At 65.0% G+C, this 1,329-nt stretch carries 2 protein-coding genes and 1 pseudogene; all 3 read left to right on the forward strand.

Annotated features, from left to right (window positions below):
• Positions 1-433, forward strand: a 433-nt coding sequence (locus EOA27_RS36740; RefSeq protein WP_145970840.1) for an ATP-binding cassette domain-containing protein, incomplete at its 5' end; no start/stop codon positions are given.
• Between the two features lie 37 nt (positions 434-470).
• Positions 471-932 (forward strand): RidA family protein, encoded by a 462-nt coding sequence (locus tag EOA27_RS36745; RefSeq protein WP_126080818.1) that lies wholly within the window; start codon positions 471-473, stop codon positions 930-932.
• A gap of 18 nt (positions 933-950) precedes the next feature.
• Positions 951-1,329, forward strand: a pseudogene (locus EOA27_RS36750) (hypothetical protein); the annotation flags it as partial.

The raw sequence follows: 1,329 nt of genomic DNA on the forward strand, positions 1-1,329 counted from the left end.
CACCAAGGTGCGCGGCAAGAGCAATGCCGAAGCCCGCTCGATCGCCGAGCATTGGCTCGGCCGCGTCGGCCTCGCTCACAAGGCCGACAGCCTGCCGGCGGAGCTTTCAGGCGGCCAGCAGCAGCGGGTCGGGATTGCCCGCGCCGTCGCCATGGAGCCGAAGATTCTGCTGCTCGACGAGATCACCTCGGCGCTCGACCCCGAGCTCGTCGGCGAGGTGTTGGCCGTGGTGAAAAGCCTCGCCGAGGACGGCATGACCATGCTGATGGTGACGCATGAAATGGCCTTCGCCCGCGACGCCTCCAGCCGCATCGTCTTCATGGCCGATGGCGGCGTCTCGGCCGTTGGGCCGCCGAAGGAGGTTCTCGCCGCCGAGACCACCAATGAGCGGCTGCGCACCTTCCTGGCGCGTTTCCGCGCCTCGCATTTCTGAAAGCGGATGGCTTTCGCCATCCAAGGAGTACCATTCCATGTCGCCTTACGAACGGCTCGCTGAACTCGGCCTGACCCTGCCCGAGCCGCCGACACCCATCGCCAATTTCGTAACCCATGCCGAGAGCGGCCGTCTGATCTTCCTTTCGGGCCAGGGACCGCTGCGCGCTGACGGCACGCTGTGCACCGGCAAGGTCGGCGACAACGTCACCGTCGAGCAGGCCTATGAGCATGCCCGCCTCACGGGCCTCAACCTGCTTGCCGTCATGCATGCGGCGGCGGGCGACCTCAGCCGCATCGTGCGCGTGGTAAAACTGCTCGGCTTCGTCAACGCAACCCCGACCTTCAGCGACCACCCCAAAGTGGTCAACGGCTGCTCGGACCTTTTCGCCGATGTCTTCGACAAGATCGGCGGCCATGCCCGCTCGGCTATCGGCGTCGGCTCGTTGCCTGGCAACATCACCGTCGAGATCGAAGCGGTCGTCGAGATCACCGCCTGATTTTAGGAGTTCGCCCTCATGAAAACCTATTCCGACGCCGGCTCCAACACCACAATCCGCGAGCGCCTGGGCCTGAGACCCATCATCAACGTCTCCGGCACGATGACGGCATTGGGTGCTTCGATTATCGTACCCGAGGCGATCAGCGCCATGGCCGAGATGGCCTCGCAATGGGTGGAGATGGACGATCTGCAGCGCGCCGCGAGCGCAGTCGTCGCCCGACTCACCGGCGGCGAGGCCGGCTTCATCACCGCTTGTTGCGCCTCAGGCATCACCATGGCGATCGCCGGCGCGATGACCGGCACCAACCTTCTGGCGATCGAGCGGCTGCCGGACGACACCGAAGGGCTGAAGTCTGAAGTCGTCATCCAGCTCGGCCATATCGTCAATTACGGCG

It is taken from the genome of Mesorhizobium sp. M2A.F.Ca.ET.037.01.1.1, from assembly GCF_003998075.1.
Taxonomy (GTDB): domain Bacteria; phylum Pseudomonadota; class Alphaproteobacteria; order Rhizobiales; family Rhizobiaceae; genus Mesorhizobium.